Below are 19394 nucleotides of genomic sequence, written 5' to 3' on the forward strand. Positions count from 1 at the left end.
TATATTTCAATTACATTCTTGACATATTGTGCGTTTCGAAAAATCTGTTACCAATAAATATACATATTGCGCTATTCACCTGTATATTTTTGCTTAATAAAATAATTATTTATTTATTTTTAGCATTGGTTAGAGTCAGAACTACAACCATCTACAACCGCACATTTAAATACTTCTTTATATCCTGGAAGCCAACCAGCATGTACATATTTTCTTTTTTTCGTATAGTACGCTCCTGTTTCATCTAATGCGAAATTTTCTTTCCCCCAAGAGCAATCTCCTTTGATTACACTTTCACTTTTACCACAATTCACCATTGAAGGTTTTACAAATGTTTTCATTTAAATCAATCTCCCTTATTGTTTTTTGATAAATAACGCAATAGTTTTATACTAATTTTAATTAAATATATTCATTATAAATTCACAAAAAATTAGTTAACATTAATTTCATATATAAAAATATTGCGTTATTTATTTGATATATTTTCTACTAATTATTTTGATTTAACCTTTGTTGATACTTTATAAACCATATTTCAATACAAAATAATGTCCAAAAATCTTTTCTATTTTCAAGACCATTTCTCCATTTTGCGAGTTCCTCGTGCCACTCTTCATGCGAAAGCAGGTTAAGCTTCTCTACAATCATCGGATTTTCCATTAATCTGTATATTTTATCCCAATTCTTTCGAATGCTTTTATAAGTATAATCTAAGTGAGTTGTTTTATTAATTTTATTAACAATATTTGGAGTTAAGTATTTCTCCATTGATTTTCTTAATATATATTTAGTAGTTTCAGTTGAAAATCTAAATTCACCGGGGATTTTGTAAACGAATTCGATTAATCTTCTGTCTAAAAACGGATGACTAATATCTGCACCTACTGCAGCACCTATTACCCTATCTATATATAAGTGTGCTTTAGCATTAGTAATTTGGTAATATAATTCCTTTTGGTGAAAACGTTTAATATTTCTCATTTTTTTATTCATAAACTTATAATAATTACTATCTGTATTCCCAATAAATTCTTTGGCTAAATCAGGAGATAGTACACAGTTATAAAAATTTTTAAGGGCTGATGTATTTGTAGTTATAGAATAATCAGTAATCCAAGAAAATGTTTTTTTCAGTTGTCCTTTATTAAAAAAATCTCGAGTTGTATGTAAGGAACCTTTTAATAGATGATCACCCGCGAAGCCACTCAATATGTTAACTAAGTTATTCTCAACTGATTTTTTCACAGTATTATATGTGAAATTAAAAGATATTGAATTTACATTCGGTTCAAAAGTAAAAGGGTCATCATTAGGGAATTTTTCAAACATCAATGTATTATCTAAATTTAAATATATTCCTTCATCATTATATTTGTGAGTTAATTCATTAATATATTCTCTTTCATCACAATTCTTCAATTCATCAAAAACTGCACTAACTGATGAAATATGGAGTTTTTTTTCTTCCTTCGCAATAATTTTGGAAGCTGCGTACAACGAGGTAGAATCCATCCCTCCACTCAACATTATTGCGTTTCCTTCCTCTTTATCTAGCCTATCTTTTACAGCTTGAAATAATAAATCTGAAAATTTTCTGAAATAATCTTCCTCAGTCTTATATAATATTGTTCCAGAAACTTTAGATAAATCCCAATATGTTTGCACTTTAGATACGTCCTGATTTATGTTTAAATAACATCCACTAGGGATTCTAAAAATATTATTATAGGGTGTATCTGTTGTATCAATTATTCCGTTTCTCTCATGAAATTCTTTGAAATAGTTATAATTTATATCTTTAAAATCAAAGTAACTCTTTAATAAGAAAATATCACTTGCTAAAACGTATTCATCCTTATGCTTAACCCAAAATAAAGTTTTCACCCCTATATGATCTCTTACTGCAAATGTTTTTTGCTTCGCTTGATCATACAGTACAAATGAGAATTCGCCTACCAAATCTTTTATAAATTCAATCCCTTTTTCTTTGTATAAATAACTAATGATATATTCACTTTCTACGTCTTCATCTAACGATATTGAAAGATTATATTTCCTTATAAGCTCTCTTTTGTTATGTAATACAATATCCCCAATAATTAATATGTCACCAAATTCAAATTTAGTGTTTATATTCTTATGGCTATTGGCGGCAAAAAATTCAAAATGATTTTTCATTCCATAATTTTCTTCAACTTTTATTTTAAATTCATCAAAAATAGTATTCTTTATACTTAGATTTTTAAAATCTTTTTCCTTAGAAGAAACGGATACCAAAAACCATTTCATTTTAAATCCTCCTTCTTTAATTCCCTCGAATCCAATATAATGTTATATCGACTTGTTTCTTCTTGGTCATCAAAAAAATTATCACCATTGCACTGTAACCATGCGTGAGCCTCAAAAGGAAATTTTTTAATCCCTATAACCATCTCAACTGGTATTGCGAAATTTTTTCTAATAATTTTATACCCTAGTAAAGTTTTATGTATGCAATCGGCCTTTCTTGGATACCAAACACAAACAACATCTAATATATGGAATATTCTTTCGATTTCACTTTTAGTTTTTTCTATAGATTCCTTGTCCCATTTTATATCCCTTATATTAAGATGTTTATATGCATATCTTTTAAATGTATTATTAAATCCATTTCTTGATAATTCCATGTCGAATTTTACTAATAATACTAACAAGTATATGTATGTATTCAAATTCTTAAACTTACTTATCAATCTCAATTACCCCTGCCTTCTCTAAATTAAAAATAAAATCCATTATTTCATTCTTAATAACTTCTCTTTCGCCATCAAACTCTTGAAATATAGAGTCAATTATCTTTGTTACTTCTGATAGAAGTTCGATTTTCTTCCAAATCTCAGATCCTGTGTGATCTAATGCATAGAAATTATTTTTAATCATATTCACTAGAATAATTTCATTATTTTCTTCATATACAATTACATCTTTATTTACCGAAATATCCAATTAATCAACTCCATTTTCCTGCCATTTATATTTCACAACAAAAAACATATTTTTACAAAAAATATGTTTTTTTACTTTTTCCATTAGCGACATCTTGATATTACAATACGAACCAAAATTTGTATATAAGTTCCACATAATTTCCAATATGCAATTTTATATATCTGGATAAATAAATTAAAATTCCCTTTAGAGATACATCTATCTAAAGATTCTGACAGAAGAGAGTCCGAATACTCCCACTTAATTATAATTTTCAAATATAAAAATTCTTCTAATCATCTAGTACAAAATAGAAGAGGGTTCTTTGATGGAAATTTATTTAATTTTAACTGTCCCCGTTTGAAACATACGTTTCCTTCTTGTTCTTTGTTACTTCACATATCGTTTTAATGATTTCGTGCGGTACAAAAAGTGAAAAACACCCTGCTTGCGAAAAAGGTAAGGGCGGTTCTCAATTAAATTGTTGATTTGATTGTTCAATAACCACATCTACTACCACCATAGAAGTATGGTTGTACAAGACAGAAATTCATGAGTGTTCTGTCTTTTTTTATTTTATGCAAAAAAGCTTATAAACCCATTAGAAACCTTAATATTCAAAATAAAATTAATACACTCTATTTACTTATAATCACGGTTTTAGTGCGTGCATAATAAAACAAAAAACCACCTAAAGGCTCCCCTTCAGGTGGTTCTCTATTTTATGCTAACGCAGCTGCCTGTTCTTGTTGATCTACAGGAATTACAGCGTCTGTTAATGCTTTTTCTAGTTCAGCTGTGTATTTCATTTGTTCTTCTTTGCTCCAGCCTAGTTTCGCAGCCATGTAGTTGATTACTGCTTCTTTCCACTCGTATACCCAGTGGATATTGAAGAATACAGCGCCTCTACGGCGTACGAAGAAGTCAACTGGCTTTGCTGTCATTTCGTAATCCATTGCGTATACAAGCGGGATTAGAACGTCTAGTGGCATGTTGTATTCTTTCGCTTCGTCTTTATGTTTTTTCGCTAAATCAAATAGTACGTCAACGTTAGAGCCGTAGAATTTCGCGAATTCTTCTGCTTGTGCTGTTGTTAAACCATATTTCGTACCTTCGCCAGCTTTTTTCGCAACGAATGCTGGGAATCCGTGTGAACCATCTACATGTCCACCAGAGATTGGCATATGTTTCGTGTCGCTCTTCGGATATGCGCTATGACCTTCTTTTTGTAGTAAGTTCGTTACGTAGTCTACTACCATTTCAGCCATTTTGCGGTATCCAGTTAATTTACCACCTGCGATTGTAATTAAACCAGATTCAGAAGTCCAAATTTCGTCTTTACGAGAAATTTCAGATGCACTCTTACCTTCTTCGTAAATTAACGGACGTACACCAGCCCAGCTTGATTCGATGTCTTTCTCTGTAATTTTCACGCTTGGGAACATGTAGTTAATCGCATTAATGATATATGTGCGATCTTCTGTTGTCATTTGTGGTACAGCTGCGTCTTTATCATAGAACGTATCTGTTGTACCTACGTATGTTTTTCCTCCGCGAGGAATCGCGAACACCATACGTTTATCTGGTGTATCGAAGTAAATCGCTTGACCTAATGGGAAACGTTTTTGATCAATTACTAAGTGAACACCTTTTGATAACTGAAGTACTTTTCCTTTTTTCGAGTTATCTTTTTCACGAAGTGTATCTACCCAAGGACCAGCTGCGTTTACAATTTTCTTACCGTAAACTTCATATACTTCACCGTCTAGTAAATCGATTACACGTACACCACATACTTTTCCATCTTTATATAAGAAACTGTCTACTTTTGCGTAGTTAACAGCTTTCGCACCATGCTCAATTGCTTCTTTCATTACTTCAATTGTAAGACGCGCATCGTCTGTACGATATTCTACGTAGTAACCGCCGCCTTTTAATCCTTCTTTTTTTACAAGAGGCTCTTTGTTTAGCGTTTCTTCACGGTTAAACATCTTTCTGCGCTCGCTTCGTTTTACACCTGCTAAGAAGTCGTATACACGAAGACCAATTGATGTACTAAATGATCCGAACGTACCGCCTGTATGGAACGGAAGTAACATCCACTCTGGTGTTGTTACATGGGGACCGTTCTCATATACGATCGCACGCTCTTTCCCCACCTCTGCTACCATTTTCACTTCAAGTTGTTTTAAATAACGTAGACCACCGTGTACAAGCTTCGTTGAACGACTTGATGTACCTGCTGCAAAGTCCTGCATTTCAAACACAATTGTTGATAACCCGCGTGTTGCTCCATCTAATGCAATACCAGAACCAGTAATACCTCCACCAATTACGATCACATCTAACTCTTGTTTATTTACTCCGTTTAATACGTCTTTACGTTGTTTACTTGAAAATTTCATGGTAATTCCTCCCTTTGATAACGAAAAAAGAGACCACAAACTCCGCTATAGATTTCGCCTCTATAGCGCGTTGTGGTCTCTCCAAATCTCCTACCGAATTATTAACTTGTCACCATTATAACACTGTTTATGATTATTTGAAAGCTTTTGTTGCTTCAATTGCTTTTTTCCATCCAGCATATAGCTCTTCGCTTGTTTTCGCTTCCATCGTTGGTTCAAAGCGTTTGTCCATATGCCACTGTTCTTTAATTTCATCTTGGTTTTTCCAATATCCAACCGCAAGACCAGCTAAGTATGCTGCACCTAGAGCCGTTGTTTCGTTGATTACTGGACGCTCTACAGGAACATCTAAAATATCACTTTGGAACTTCATTAAGAAGTTATTTTTAACTGCTCCGCCATCAACGCGTAATGTTTTCAGCTCAATACCTGAATCTGCTTCCATTGCGCATAATACATCTTTCGTTTGGTAAGCTAAAGATTCTAGCGTTGCACGAATGAAATGCTCTTTCGTCGTACCGCGCGTTACACCAAACATAGCGCCGCGTACTTCACTATCCCAATAAGGTGTTCCTAGTCCAACGAATGCTGGTACAACGTATACACCGTCAGTTGATTCAACGCGACTCGCATACACTTCACTCTCACTTGCATCTTTAAACATGCGCATTCCGTCACGTAACCATTGAATTGCAGAACCCGCTACGAAAATACTTCCTTCTAATGCGTAGTTTACTTTACCATCTATTCCCCATGCAATTGTTGTTAATAGACCGTGCTCAGAAGCTACTGCTTTTTCACCTGTGTTCATTAACATGAAGCAACCAGTTCCGTAAGTATTTTTCGCCATACCTTCACCGAAACAAGCTTGTCCAAATAATGCTGCTTGTTGGTCACCAGCTACACCTGCAATCGGTACATTTTGGCCGAAGAAGTGGTAATCAATTGTTTCTCCGTAAATTTCAGATGATGGACGCACTTCTGGAAGCATGCTCTTTGGTACTGTTAACATTTCTAGAAGCTCATCATCCCACTGTAAGTCGTGAATGTTAAACATTAACGTACGTGATGCGTTTGAGTAATCTGTTACGTGTGCTTTACCACCAGATAGTTTCCATACAAGCCACGAATCAATTGTTCCGAATAATAAATCGCCGTTTTCTGCTTTTTCTCTTGCACCTTCAACGTTATCTAAAATCCATTTTACTTTCGTACCAGAGAAGTATGCATCAATTAAAAGACCTGTTTTTTCGCGAACCATTTCGCTATAACCTTTTTCTTTTAACTCATCACAAATTTCAGCTGTTTGGCGAGATTGCCATACGATTGCGTTGTAAATTGGTTTACTAGTTGTTTTATCCCATACAACCGTTGTTTCACGTTGGTTCGTAATACCGATACCTGCGATTTGTTCTGGTTTTACATCTGCTTCGCTTAAGCAAGTTGCGATAACTGCTAAAATAGATCCCCAAATTTCTTGTGCATTATGCTCTACCCAGCCCGGCTTTGGAAAATGTTGTGTAAACTCTTTTTGAGCTGAATGAACAATTTCACCTTTTTTATTGAAAAGAATTGCGCGTGAGCTCGTTGTTCCTTGGTCTAATGAAAGAATATATTTTTTCATATCGGTTTCCCCCTTATGCTACTTTTCTACTATTTGTATTGCTTCCGCTTTTTTTACTTGTCATATAAGAGATTGCTAGTACAATCACAGTTGCGATAATCACATAAATAAGTGCTGAATTTTGTTTTCCTTCAAATACAACTTGATGGAATAAACCTGCAAGTGATCCACCTAAAATTGGACCAACTACTGGAATCCATGCATACTTCCAGTTTGAACCGCCTTTTCCTGCAATCGGAAGGAAGAAGTGTGCGATACGCGGACCTAAATCACGCGCTGGGTTAATTGCGTATCCTGTTGTCCCACCTAATGATAAACCAATACTTACAATTAAGAAACCTACGATAAATGGATTTAATCCATCTGCAAATTTATTTGCACCAATTGCTAATATACCAAATACTAAAACGAATGTTCCAATCATTTCACTTAAAAGGTTTGCAAATGTGTTCGGAATTGCTGGACCTGTTGCAAATACACCTAACTTTGTTCCTGGATCTTCTGTTTCTTTCCAGTGTGGTAAGTAATGTAAATATACGATAACTGCCCCGATAATTGCCCCAATCATTTGTGCTACGATATAACCTGGTACGTCACTCCATGGGAACGCTCCCTTAAATGCTAATCCTATCGTTAACGCTGGATTCAAATGTGCCCCACTAATTGATCCAACCGCATACGCTGCAACCGCTACTGCTAAGCCCCAGCCCATTGTAATAACAATCCAACCTGAATCTTTCGCAAACGATTTCTTTAAACTTACACCAGCACAAACGCCGCCACCAAGTACGATTAACAACGCAGTCCCTATTAACTCTCCTAAAAATGCTGACATAGTATCCCTCCACAATCAATTTAAACGCTTTCAAATGTGATAGAGGTAAAATGAATGGCCATTCGTTTTTGTCAAAAGAAAAAGACCCACAGCTTGCACGCTTCTATATAAATTTATATAGAAACAATGAAATGTGGATCTCTACTTTTCTCCGTCACGTTTATTAACTTGTCTATAATGTTAACCGTAAATGAAAGCGGTGTCAACGAAAAAATTCACATTTTCGTCACTTTTTTTGGTAATGTTTCCATAGTTCACGTTTTGATGTCGTAATTGCTGTCGCACCAGCGTTTAATGCTCTTTCCACATCTTCTACAGTACGAATAAAACCACCTGCTAAAATCGGTACACCAGTACGCTCTTTCACTTCAGCGATAACATCCGTTAATGCTCCAGGAAGTACCTCAATATAATCCGGTTTCGTCTTATCTAAAAGATTGCAGCTCTTTTCCATCGCACTCGAATCGATTAAAAAGATGCGTTGTATTGCCACAACACCTTTTTGCTTCGCCTTCATAATAACACTCGCCTTTGTTGAAAGTAACCCGTACGGTCTAAACTCCTGACATAAATATTCCGTCGCATGCCCATCACTCTGCAAACCATGAATTAAATCCACATGTAAAAACACCTTTTTACAATATTGCTTCGCAAGCGATATAACACTCTTCAATTGACCGACATGAATATCTAAAATAACGATATATTCATACGAACTATGTAATAGCTTTTCCAAATCTTTAATTTGCCTCACTGCCGGCAAAATCTTCTGTTCATGAAATTCCATTCTAAATGTCCCCTTCTTTATGTCATCCTATCCTTTATAGTACACAATTTAAGTGAAAAGAACAGCCAGTGTTGGGGATTTCTTTCAAATCTTTCCTCTATTTATATATTTTCTTCAACTTATCGGAACCTATACCACCTATAATCATGAATACAAGGGGCAAAAGATTCATTACATATGGCGCATCTGCTACAATTGTAATACTTGCTCCAGCAAACTTATTTAGCATCCATACAACGATTTTTGCAATAAACAAAAATACTCCTATCATAAATAGACTATCAAAAAACACCTTCCATTTTGGATACGCCAATTGCTTACTATCTTCAATTATTTTCTGCGTCAATTCTTCATCACTCCTTAGCAGTTCATCAATTGTAATACCGAACAGATCACTTAAATGAATAATAATTTCAATGCTCGGATAGTTCTTTCCCGTCTCCCATTTCGAAACAGATTGCCTGCTCACATGAAGTTTTTCAGCCAAATCATGTTGCGACCAATTTCGTTTTTCTCGTTCTTCTTTTAAACGCTCACTAAAAATCATACTGTGTTTATCACCTCTCTATGCCCATTATGTTCAAATAAATGATGAAGAGTAAAGCGAGTTATTGTTGCATTTCCTGCACAACTTATACGTTACAGCTTATAATGGCGCTCTTTTATATGTATCTTCCCTATACTATGCTCCAATAATAATTTCCCGAACAATAATACAAGGGACGGATACTAATAAAGTGAAACTTTAATCAGCCCTCACTAATCGGGCTTTTACGGACAGCCCGCGCCCCACCTAACTTCTTTGATTCCGCTGAATTTTGAGGTGGGTCTTACTGCCCCGCAAATAGCGGGATAAAGACTAGATTAGGCATAAAAAATACGCCATCCCTTCTTATCAGTCTCCAGAAAGAATAACGCAAATTTTCATTTTTACTCATCACTTTTCGGACTATATGAAAACCCCGGATATTTCACAACAGGCCACTTCTCCTTACGAAGAGAATCCATTACTTGCGGCCCAACACGTATATTACTCTCCACTATTTCTTTAGGAGTCAGTGCCATCCATTGATTTAACGATACATCTTCAAAACGATTGCTTCTGAACATCTCTAAAAACCATAATGTTTCGTCACCTGTATTTTGGATATAATGCCCCGTCGCAAATGGTACATATCCGACATCACCAGCTCTATAATCAAATGTACGAGCGGTACCATTTCCAAGAAACACAGTCATTCTCGCTTCCCCTGTCAAATAATATTGCCATTCATCATTATTCGGGTGCCAATGAAGTTCTCTCATTCCACCAGGCTCAACCTCAACGAGCGCTGCTGCGATTGTTTTTGAAATAGGGAAATTTGTAGAATCTACAATTCGAACGCTACCACCAGGCGTCTTAATCGGCTTTTGTTTTAACAATTCATGTTTAAATGTTAAAGGAACTTCTCCTTTCGGTGATTGAACTTCCTGACTTTCAAGCGAACCTGGCACCTCTCCTTGATAAATATAAACTTGATCTGAAGGGAGAGAACGAAAAACACTCTCAGGTACTCCAAAATTAGCCGATAACACTTCTTTTGGCATATGCGCAAACCAATCAGAAATAGCTAAAGTAGATAAATCAGAAAAATGCCCATCATCGAAAACGAGTAGAAATTCACAATGTTCCAATCCTTGAATGGAATGCGGAATACCAGGAGGAAAATACCAAAGATCACCTGGTCCAACATCAGCAATAAAATTCCGTCCATTTTGATCAACAGCCGTTATGCGCGCCCGTCCTAAAAGCATATACGCCCATTCTGCTTCTTTATGCCAATGTAGTTCTCGTACTCCACCGGCCGTTAAACTCATATTTACTCCGGCAATCGTCGTCGAAACCGGTAGTTCCCGAGCAGTAATCTCCCGAGACCACCCGCCTTGTTTCAAAATCATAGAAGTGTCCGAGAATGAAAACTTCAAGTTAGGAACTAACCCTGCATCCGTTATAGGCGGAACAAGCATATTCGGATTTTGAATATCCCGCATAACATTACGAGGTCCAGAATCAATCGCACCTGCTCCGTCGCTACGGATTGGTTGCGGCACATTCCCTCCCGCTTCATTAACAGTACGTTTCTTCATGATTACACTCCTTTTTCATCCGGTTATGAAGTAAAAATCCTCCATCATAGTGTATGAATTGGGCTTTAGATGGTTACAGTTACTATGGAGTTACATTATCTTCCTATCATTATCGTTTTGTTCATTTCTCAACTTATACTAGTATGGACAGCGTCTGGAAAGATAATGAAGAAATTAAATTAAAACTAATAAAAAACCCTGTAAAATTTATTACAGAGTTTTTCACCAATTATTTATTGTTTTACATATCGAATACGAACATTATCGTCCATTTGATAAATTTGTAATGTGTTTCCATAACTAATTCCTAACTCTTCACTTGCACCAACTGCACTTACAAATACCCCTTTAAATACTTTATTTTTAGTTGGTTTTACTACCAATACTCTTCGCTGCTTCTTCAAACAGTTTTGAACCTTCTTGTGCTTTACTTAATGATTGATGCATTTTACTCTCGTCTTCTTGGTCCAATGCATCAAAAAGAAGTTGAAAACAATCCGCATACAGTTCCATCGATTGCTTTATCTTCGCCTGTTCTCCCTGTAACTCAGGGGGCGCTTGTAAATTCTTCAGTTTCTTCGTTGTTGCCTTTGCTCCACCTAAACTTAGTTGTACTTCACTTTTCTTTTGTTTGTATGATTTTACGTCTGAATCTGCTATTCCTTCAATTAATTTCATTGTATCTTCAATTTGAGTAGCACTATTTATGATATCTGCCTTGTACCTTTCAACATCTGAACCAGTTACCTTACCAGGTGAAGAAGTTGAATTATTTGAAGAAGAACTTGGTTGACTACTTGATGAACTACTGTTTGTACCTTCACCTTTCGCTACAGATAAGCTATCCTCTTTCTTGCTATCAGTTGACTTACTCTCTTTTTCAGAAGCCTTATTTTCTTTCTCTACCTGTTGTGTTTCTTCTTTCTTTGGTTCATTAGCTTTCTTACCATCCGTTTCAATTGTAATACAACCGCTCAATAACATAACTGGTAATGCTAAACTTACTAATTTCTTTGCCTTCATGATTACTACTACCCCTTTAGTTGTAAAATTTAATGTGAAAAAGTTAATATACTTAATTAATAAATTTCCCCCGAGTAATTTATTAGAATCTACTACCCATAGATTTCCTGTATATTCATAATCTTTCCATATATAACATTTTACAAAGAATTACATATTTGGTCAAAGGGATTTATGTAGTCCTTAAAAGGAAATTTTAATCACAAAGAAAAGAAGCTAACAATAAATTGTTAACTTCTCAGCTTAAGGAAAAATAGTATCTTTCCTTATCTTCTAATATCTAGGTTGTGATTGAATATTTGTAAGATGAACATCATACATATCAATGATTTCAAGAAATCTATCAGCTTCACGGAAAACATGGTCTGCTAATAATGGATGAATGATACTCTTTATTTTACATTGCTCAATTAAATCACGTGCTGTTTTCTTAAAATCCCGAAGAGATGCAACTGACACGCGATTTTGATCTAAAAATTGATCTAAAAGAGGAGCTGTTTGGGATTGTGGTTTCATAGATTCTAAGTCAATTGCTTGATACATCAATTCATCAAAATCATTGCTAAAATTTCGTGCTGTATCTACAAGCTTTCTTTCCGACGGATCAAGAAGATGGCCAATAAATTTAGCATGGTCTGCCATAATCCGTAAAAAGAAAACATTTTCTTTAATAATAGCATCAGGAAGGGCATCTAATTTACCTTCATTTAATTGTATTAAACGTTTTCTAAAATAATCAGCTTCCCTACTTGTATGGTCAACTAAAAGTGGAAAGTTATTTTGTCCTGGCAATTTACATGTGAGAATTAATCCTAAAATTTTTCGTTTAAATCCCCAAATATTAGTTGCGGCTTGTTGTACTTCTGCATTAAATCTTTTTATTTGCTCAGGATCTGTTTCATTTGTATAGGAATGCGCTATTTGTTCAATATGTTCAAACAATCGATAAAATTGATTCGCCTCTTCGATTAGTTGAGTATCCTCGCACCTAAATCCCAAGCGAAGAAAAAAAGAATGCTCTTTCATGATTCTAGACCAAAAACGAATTTCATTTAATGAACGCTCAACAAACATTACAGACGTAACGCCTGTATCAGGATGTAATGAAGTTTCATCCCTATGCATTGTTAATCCCCCCCAGTAAAATCCCCGCTAGTTCCATTCTTATGAGGAAAAATATATATAAATACCATCAATAAAAGTTTATGATGACTCTCTTATACATGTAAAATTAAACTAATATAACCTTAGCTTGATGAACATATACTGCTCCCCCAGAAGAAAAAAGCTACCACCTAGTTGTAAAATTCTACTAGGTGGTAGCCTTTCAAAATTTCTATTAAAGCAATACAGAATCCTTATCACTATCCTGATTACGTTTCTCGCGCTCTTCTTCTAAGCGCTTCATATATACTTCGCCTTCTTTTTCGATAAACTCATTATCCATATCTTGCTCTTTTTTCGAAGTATATAAAACCATGTAGCCACTTAGTACAATCCCGACAATTACAAGATACACCCACCATGGTAAAGTTTCCAAATCACTTCATTCCTTTCCTTAGACAAGCCTTATTAGTTTCACTCTATGAGGAAAGAAGTGGATTTATGCTTAAAATTTTTATTGTGGATGCTTCGCGAAAAATGCTTGTACATATTCCATAAACTCAATTGGTTCTTGACGAAACGGTGCGTGGTATCCTTTTTCAATAATATGAAACGTACTATTCGCAAATAGCCCATGATACAGTTCACCATTTTTCCAAGAAACACTCTTATCATGTCGTCCCCATATAATTAAAGTCGGTACCTTAATTTTATCAGCTTCCATCGCAATGCGGCGCTCTCTCATTTTCGTAAGCTGATCATAATGCTCTTTATCATCACGACTATTTTTCACTTCATTTTTATTATACTTCGTAATCTCAGTTACAGTTTGTAAGTCCGTCGATAGCGGTGGTACTTCATAACTTTCTTTTTGCTGGAAAGACTCTATCCCTGTAGCATCCGCCAAGATGAGATGCGTCACTGCGTCTGGATATAAATACGCTAAATTGAGGGACATCTCTCCGCCCATTGAATGGCCGAGCACCGCAAACTGATCGTATCCGAGCTTCTTCATTAACTTATAATATAAATTCACTTGCGCAGGAAACGAATACTGAAAATCAACTGGCTTAGAAGAACGCCCAAACCCTAAAATATCAACCGCAATAATCGTATGGTCTCGCGCTAGTTCCGGATAAATATCACTAAACCCATCAGAAGAACCACCAAACCCATGCAGCATAAGTAAAGGAGGTTTCCCCTCACCAATTTGTTTAAAATAAATCGTCTGCCCATCAATTTGCGCCATACTCTCTTTCGTATTCAGCTTCATCATAACAGTATCTTTCACTTCTCCAACCTTCGCAATCGGCTTATCAACGAAGTTACAAACAATTAACAAAACGAGCACAATACCGCTAATCATATAAAACTTAAACCGTTTCAAAGTTCCCGTCTCCTTTCTCTTGTTGCTATTTAAAAGTTTTTACATTTTTTGGTTATTTTATGTTCTCTTTTTAATTGTAACTAATACAGTTACAATTAAACTAAAAAAATATAACTCATTTCTATTACTAATGGTTATCCTGTAACTATTATAGTTACATATTTAAAGTAAGTCAATTCTTTTCTCTACATGGCCTAATAACAAAGAAAAGGACCTCGTTGTGAGATCCCTTTCTTTGTTATTATTTAATTTAAAAATGATCAGCGTGTGAGTCTTGCTTGCTAATACCGCCACCGCCTTTATTATCTGCTGGTGCTCCGCCCGTGTCGCCAATGTTAACGTAGTCTGGTCTTGCTGGTGCTCCTCCTGTGTCACCAATATTAACGTAGTCTGGTCTTGCTGGTGCCCCTCCTGTGTCACCAATATTTACAGCTTGATTTGTAAAAGAACTATTGAACCCAATTGATAATACCCCTACTAATGCAGTCCCAACAATAGCCAAACGAAATTTCTTCATTATTTTAACGCTCCCTTTTCCAATATATTTTTTTGAGCCTTATTATTCATATAAAAATATTTACTTGCCTTAACATGATCATCAAATTCATAAAATTTCAGTGCTAAAATTTCAGTGTATTCTTGAATACAATCCCATAATCTTTCTCTCTCAAAATAAGAAAGTCCTTCTAAAATTACATCTTCAATAATTGATACTGAAGATTTTCCATTGAGTTCTTTCAAAATTTTAAACCGATGTTGAAATTCTTTTTCTCCTAAATCAACACAAATATTTAAACCTTTTTCAACGATTGGATTCGCTAAATTATATTGTCCTAATTTGTAATGTTCACGCGCTTCTACAAATAAGGCTTTAAAGTGTTCTGGGTAGTTTTTGGTCACCTCAGATATATGACGAATTGCTAATTCTGAAAGATTTTGACTAGCATAAAGCCAAGCTAAATTATGCCGAACCATTAGCATATATTTTTTTTGATCTGCTTTTTGCAATACTTCCATAGCAGAATTAAAGTTTTCTTCCGCTAATTCATAGTGATCTATGTCTACACAACATAGTCCAAAAGCATTTTCACATAATCCTACTTTTATTTCATAACCTGGATATTGTAAAAATGCTGCTTTTGCCCTATTCAAGTAATCTATTGCATGAACTTGGTCATATTTTTGATAATAGAAATTCCCCATCCGATAATTAAACTCCGCATGTTCTATCGGATCTGCAATATATTTCAATAACTTCTCAGCTTGCTCATACTGTTCTTTCGCTTCGTTATAATTTGAAATTAATGTGCAATGAAACCCTTTAAAAAAGTGATAGTAATAAGCTAGAACACCTTCTGCCGGGATTTCAAAAGATTCCACTTTATCAAAACTATCTTCTCTAACCCCAATCCAATCCACTAATGCATCATATCTAAAATTCAACAACGCATGATAAAGCAATACATCCTGATCCACGTCCAAACCACTAATCTTACTTTCAATCTCCTCTTTCATTTCCGTAGCTTTCTCTATATTTTGCTGCAACATTACACGATACCAATCATCTAAAGAATGTTTCATTTGCTCCCTTGTTACTACATCTGCTCCCATACACTCGCATCCCCTTTTCTCCAAAATTACAAAATTAGGATTTTTATACAATTATCAAAATTGTATATTACCACTCCTTTTCTATGCATTGAAAAATAATTATCAGAAAATTTAATATTTTAATTAATTATACCAAAGTTTTCCTTTTTAATAACTTGAGAAACAATTGTCAGAAAACTTACTAGAATAAATAAAAAAGCAAGCAGTTCCAGCACTCCGCTAAAACTACTTGCTCTATTTTTACTCTTTAATAAATTCCTTCGTGCTTCTTACTGTATCAATTGGACGAACTAATTTTTCGATTTCTTCACGTTTTGGCTCTAGGAATGGAGGTAAAGATAATTTTTCGCCAAGTGTTTCGTATGGCTCATCTCCCATAAATCCTGGGCCATCTGTTGCAAATTCAAATAAAATTTGTGGTGCAACTCTTGCATATAATGATTCAAAGAAATGACGGTCTACGTAACCAGATGAAGGAAGACCAACACTACTGATTCTCTCGATCCATTCTTCTAATACAGCGCGATTTTCTACGCGGAATGCAGCATGGTGCACTGTACCAAAACCTTGTCGTGCTTCTGGAAGAATTGTATTATGTTCTACGATGACAGAGGCACCGTTTCCGCCTTTGTTCACTTCAAATAAATAGAATTCTCCTTCTTGCGCAACCTCTTTAAATAATAAAACTTTTTCTAACACTTCTTTGAAGAAACTAAAGTTTGCGATACGAATGAATACAGGTCCTAAACCAGTAATTGCATATTCTAATGGAACTGGTCCGTTTTGCCATGGTGTACCTGATTCGATCCCTTTATCAAGTTCATCTGAGATTAATTGATAGTGTTGGTCATCAAAGTCAACGAAAGAAAGAGTTTTCTTACCAAATTGCTCTTTAATTCCTGTATGTTCTACTTCAAGACGGTCAAAACGTTTCACCCAATATGCTAACGCTGCATCAGTTGGCACTCGGAATGAAGTTTTTGAAATTTCATTCGTACCGTGTACTCCTTTTGGAATACCTGGGAAGTCAAAGAATGTCATATCTGTTCCTGCACTACCTTTATCATCTGCAAAGAATAAATGATACGTTTGAATATCATCTTGGTTTACTGTTTTTTTAACTAAACGCATTCCTAAAATGTGAGTGAAAAACTCATAGTTCTTTTCTGCACTACTTGTAATCGCTGTAACGTGGTGAATTCCTTTTAATTGGTTCATTTTATATTCCTCCAATGGGTTTCATTTATATGTTAAAGTTGTATATTTTCTTCTATTACTTCTCTTCAAGCGGTGCTAAATTCGCTTCAATTTCTGCTCGCTGATCTTCTAAGAACGGTGGTAAATCAAGTTTTTCTCCTAAATGTTCTACATCTCCATCAACTGTAAACCCTGGTCCATCTGTCGCAATTTCAAATAGGATTCCGTTTGATTCACGGAAATATAAGCTTTTAAAGTAGAAACGGTCGATGATTCCTGAAGAATGGAAGCCTCTTTGTTTCACTTGTTCTTCCCAATAGGCAAGCTCTGCATCGTTTTTCACGCGAATTGCTAAATGGTGAATGCTGCCTCGGCCCGGTTTTTCAGTAGGACCATCTAAATATTTCACAACGATTTCTCCAAAAGCCTCTCCTTTAATGGACTGGAAAATTGCTTCCTCTTCGCTGCGGCTAACCTCTGTATAACCAAACATTTCTGTAAGTGTACTCGCCATTTTATCAAGTCTACGAACGGTCATTTCTACAGAACCCATTCCTTGAATTTGATGCTCTGCAGGAACTTCTGATTTCTCCCAAGTTTCCCAGTGCTCTACTTTTTCTCCGTTTGAAACGAGTAGTACTAAGCGAAGACCTTCAGCATCCTCAAATTGTAAAGCAGGACGATTTGCATATGTTGTCATTTCACTATGTTTCACATCAAATTTCTCAAATCGTTCTTTCCAGTAATGTAAGCTTTCCTCTGAAGGAACGAGTAATCCAATTCGAGTAATCGCATTCGTACCGCGATATGTTCTTCCTACTAATGGAATTTCAAAAAATGATAATTCCGTACCTGGACTTCCTGTTTTATCTCCATAAAATAAGTGGTACATTGACGGATCATCTTGGTTTACTGTCATTTTCACACGACGTAAGCCAAGCACGTTTTTATAAAAGTGATTATTTTCATTTGCATTTTTCGTAACCATTGAAATGTGATGATGCCCTTTAATTTCATACATTGGTTATTCCTCCGTTTCGTTTTACTAGTCAAGTGACAACTAAAAAAATAACATTTCCCACAACTAATATGGTTTTTAGCTTTTCAATTTATTCTTAATTATATTTTTGTAAATTCATCTTAGTTTTTACTGTATAAGTTACTTTGTTTTAATCAAAAACAACTGAGTGTATGTTTTCATATGACTCAATCGCTTTCGTTACTATCACTTTACACCTCAAGTGATTAAAAAGCAAGAGATTTATCTCAAATTCGAGATATTTTTTGTATCATATTATTTACTTCCTATAAAAATAGCCTCACTAAGCTTTTAAAACTTAATGAGGCCACTTTATTCACACTATTAATTATGGAACGACGGTTTATAGAACGAACGATTATCAAGAGCAAAGACACGTTCTGTATATTCGCCTGGTTTTGTGCGTCCTAATGCGCGGTCCATCATGTTCATTTTTGCATCTAAGTTATCGATGTAATGCAGAATTTCTGCTTCTTTTACTAATGGTGGTTTTGGACTACCCCATTCTGCTTTTCCGTGGTGAGAAAGGACGATGTGTTGAAGAATTAATACTTCTTCTGCATCGATTTGCAATTCGTCTGCCGCTTTACCAATTTCGTTCACCATAATAGAAATGTGGCCTAGTAAATTTCCTTCTAACGTATACGTTGTAGAAATTGGGCCAGATAGTTCGATTACTTTACCAAGGTCATGTAAAATAACGCCTGCATATAGTAAGTCTTTATCTAACGATGGGTATAGATTTGAGATAGCTTTCGCTAAATCAAGCATTGATACGACGTGATAAGCTAGTCCAGATACGAACTCGTGATGGTTCTTTGTCGCTGCTGGATAGTCTAAAAATTCGTTTTGATGCTTATTTAATAAATGTCTTGTTAGACGTTGAATGTTCGGGTTTCTCATTTCAAATATGTATTGCGTAATTTTCTCAACCATATCTTCTTTTTTCACTGGTGCTTTTTCTACGAAGTCTGAGATGTCTGTTACTTCATTTTCATTCGCAACACGGATTTGTTTCACACGTAATTGAATACGTCCTTTGTAGTTTAAAATATCTCCAGCTACTTTCACGATTGTTTCCGCTACATATTGTTTCTCAACTTCTGGTGATACGTCCCACAATTTTGCTTCAATATCTCCACTTGGATCTTGTAAGATTACTGTTAAAAATGGCTTTCCATTGCTTGCGATACCTTTTGTCGCTGTTTTAATTAACAAGAAAATATCGACTTGTTCACCAACTTCATACTCTGCAATTTTCTTTTTCATTCGAATTCCTCCA

The 19394-nt window shown here is 35.2% G+C and carries 20 protein-coding genes; all 20 read right to left on the bottom strand.

Translation table 11 applies throughout. The annotated features are described in order from the left end of the window. Positions 1-119 precede the first annotated feature (119 nt). The gene (locus ACTFO4_RS16315; protein WP_000847606.1) at positions 120-341 is read right to left on the bottom strand and encodes a hypothetical protein; all 222 of its coding nucleotides are present in this window, start codon (positions 339-341) and stop codon (positions 120-122) included. 151 nt (positions 342-492) lie between these two features. After that, positions 493-2292 (bottom strand): asparagine synthase-related protein, encoded by a 1800-nt coding sequence (locus tag ACTFO4_RS16320; protein WP_000870873.1) that lies wholly within the window; start codon positions 2290-2292, stop codon positions 493-495. Next, the gene (locus tag ACTFO4_RS16325) at positions 2289-2738 is read right to left on the bottom strand and encodes a lasso peptide biosynthesis B2 protein (protein ID WP_223840594.1); all 450 of its coding nucleotides are present in this window, start codon (positions 2736-2738) and stop codon (positions 2289-2291) included. The genes ACTFO4_RS16320 and ACTFO4_RS16325 overlap by 4 nt, the downstream gene beginning before the upstream one ends. Then, positions 2728-2991 carry a PqqD family protein gene (locus ACTFO4_RS16330; RefSeq protein WP_000355425.1) on the bottom strand — a complete coding sequence of 88 codons (264 nt, stop codon included), beginning with the start codon at positions 2989-2991 and terminating at the stop codon, positions 2728-2730. Before ACTFO4_RS16330 ends, ACTFO4_RS16325 begins: the two co-directional genes overlap by 11 nt. Positions 2992-3695: 704 nt before the next feature. After that, complete coding sequence (gene glpD / locus ACTFO4_RS16335; RefSeq protein ID WP_000672831.1) at positions 3696-5378, bottom strand: aerobic glycerol-3-phosphate dehydrogenase; 1683 nt, start codon at positions 5376-5378, stop codon at positions 3696-3698. A 133-nt stretch (positions 5379-5511) separates the two neighbouring features. Continuing rightward, positions 5512-7002, bottom strand: coding sequence for a glycerol kinase GlpK (glpK, locus tag ACTFO4_RS16340; protein ID WP_000760011.1), 1491 nt, complete (start codon positions 7000-7002; stop codon positions 5512-5514). A gap of 13 nt (positions 7003-7015) precedes the next feature. Further along, on the bottom strand, positions 7016-7837 hold the full coding sequence (gene glpF, locus ACTFO4_RS16345) for a glycerol uptake facilitator protein GlpF (protein WP_001272200.1): 822 nt from the start codon (positions 7835-7837) through the stop codon (positions 7016-7018). Positions 7838-8063: 226 nt separating this feature from the next. Beyond that, the gene (glpP, locus tag ACTFO4_RS16350; protein WP_000394285.1) at positions 8064-8624 is read right to left on the bottom strand and encodes a glycerol uptake operon antiterminator GlpP; all 561 of its coding nucleotides are present in this window, start codon (positions 8622-8624) and stop codon (positions 8064-8066) included. A gap of 97 nt (positions 8625-8721) precedes the next feature. Next, positions 8722-9171 (bottom strand): helix-turn-helix domain-containing protein, encoded by a 450-nt coding sequence (locus tag ACTFO4_RS16355; RefSeq protein WP_119683065.1) that lies wholly within the window; start codon positions 9169-9171, stop codon positions 8722-8724. 383 nt (positions 9172-9554) lie between these two features. After that, a complete protein-coding gene (locus ACTFO4_RS16360; protein WP_326234759.1) occupies positions 9555-10751 on the bottom strand; it encodes an oxalate decarboxylase family bicupin in 1197 nt (398 codons plus the stop codon). 233 nt (positions 10752-10984) lie between these two features. Beyond that, positions 10985-11134: a hypothetical protein gene (locus tag ACTFO4_RS16365; protein ID WP_000260576.1), complete on the bottom strand. Its 150-nt coding sequence runs from the start codon at positions 11132-11134 to the stop codon at positions 10985-10987. After that, positions 11115-11774: a DUF7018 domain-containing (lipo)protein gene (locus tag ACTFO4_RS16370; protein ID WP_100651308.1), complete on the bottom strand. Its 660-nt coding sequence runs from the start codon at positions 11772-11774 to the stop codon at positions 11115-11117. The genes ACTFO4_RS16365 and ACTFO4_RS16370 overlap by 20 nt, the downstream gene beginning before the upstream one ends. Before the next feature lie 273 nt (positions 11775-12047). Next, complete coding sequence (locus ACTFO4_RS16375) at positions 12048-12899, bottom strand: DUF2935 domain-containing protein (RefSeq protein ID WP_000554479.1); 852 nt, start codon at positions 12897-12899, stop codon at positions 12048-12050. A gap of 214 nt (positions 12900-13113) precedes the next feature. Then, positions 13114-13314, bottom strand: coding sequence for a sporulation YhaL family protein (locus ACTFO4_RS16380; RefSeq protein ID WP_000449223.1), 201 nt, complete (start codon positions 13312-13314; stop codon positions 13114-13116). Positions 13315-13392: 78 nt separating this feature from the next. Beyond that, positions 13393-14265, bottom strand: a complete 873-nt coding sequence (locus ACTFO4_RS16385; RefSeq protein WP_070179910.1) for an alpha/beta fold hydrolase — start codon at positions 14263-14265, stop codon at positions 13393-13395. A 250-nt stretch (positions 14266-14515) separates the two neighbouring features. Beyond that, complete coding sequence (locus tag ACTFO4_RS16390; RefSeq protein ID WP_016124231.1) at positions 14516-14782, bottom strand: Phr family secreted Rap phosphatase inhibitor; 267 nt, start codon at positions 14780-14782, stop codon at positions 14516-14518. Beyond that, the gene (locus tag ACTFO4_RS16395) at positions 14782-15876 is read right to left on the bottom strand and encodes a RapH N-terminal domain-containing protein (protein WP_086385436.1); all 1095 of its coding nucleotides are present in this window, start codon (positions 15874-15876) and stop codon (positions 14782-14784) included. The genes ACTFO4_RS16390 and ACTFO4_RS16395 overlap by 1 nt, the downstream gene beginning before the upstream one ends. A 240-nt stretch (positions 15877-16116) precedes the next feature. Next, entirely contained in the window at positions 16117-17094 is a 978-nt protein-coding gene (locus ACTFO4_RS16400; RefSeq protein ID WP_326234758.1) for a ring-cleaving dioxygenase, read from the bottom strand. Positions 17095-17149: 55 nt separating this feature from the next. Next, complete coding sequence (locus tag ACTFO4_RS16405; protein WP_017673399.1) at positions 17150-18094, bottom strand: ring-cleaving dioxygenase; 945 nt, start codon at positions 18092-18094, stop codon at positions 17150-17152. Positions 18095-18436: 342 nt separating this feature from the next. Continuing rightward, positions 18437-19381, bottom strand: a complete 945-nt coding sequence (gene yhaM, locus ACTFO4_RS16410; protein ID WP_000726638.1) for a 3'-5' exoribonuclease YhaM — start codon at positions 19379-19381, stop codon at positions 18437-18439. Positions 19382-19394: the final 13 nt, after the last annotated feature.

It is taken from the genome of Bacillus cereus group sp. MYBKT14-1, assembly GCF_051915185.1.
In the GTDB taxonomy this organism is placed as follows: Bacteria; Bacillota; Bacilli; order Bacillales; family Bacillaceae_G; genus Bacillus_A; species Bacillus_A cereus.